The organism is Faecalibacterium sp. DFI.5.82, from assembly GCF_029076575.1.
In the GTDB taxonomy this organism is placed as follows: Bacteria; Bacillota; Clostridia; order Oscillospirales; family Ruminococcaceae; genus Faecalibacterium; species Faecalibacterium duncaniae.
This window is the reverse complement of sequence record NZ_JARFIS010000178.1, coordinates 1-349: the sequence shown is the minus strand read 5'-3', so window position 1 is coordinate 349 and position 349 is coordinate 1. Positions and strand designations below refer to the sequence as shown.

1 protein-coding gene is annotated in these 349 nt (G+C 70.8%); it reads right to left on the bottom strand.

Going from position 1 to position 349, the window contains the following annotated elements; genetic code table 11:
- A partial coding sequence (locus tag P0G09_RS16140; protein WP_275253168.1) for a hypothetical protein occupies positions 1–349 on the bottom strand: 349 nt, incomplete at both ends.

Below are 349 nucleotides of genomic sequence, written 5' to 3'. Positions count from 1 at the left end.
CCTCCGACGCTGCGCTCCAGCTCTCGCCGTGCTCCGTGTCCTCCGGGGTGGCGACGTGTGCCAGCTCGTGCGCCAGCAGCTCAGGGGCGGCGCTGGTGGGCGCCTCGGCCGAGATGCAGACGATCGGCGTGCTGCCGTCGTCGGGAAAGATGGTCAGGCCGGAGGCGGTGCCGTTGGTCTCGTCCCGCAGGTCGGGGACGTACTGCGCGACGTACTCGACGCCGGGGTAGAGCTCAGAGAAGGCCCGGGCCACGAGGGCCGTCGGGTCGTTGATGAAGGGCGAGGCCATCGGGCCGATCTTCTCGTACTGCTTCAGGGCCGCGTAGGTCTCGCGCAGCATGGCCCGCAC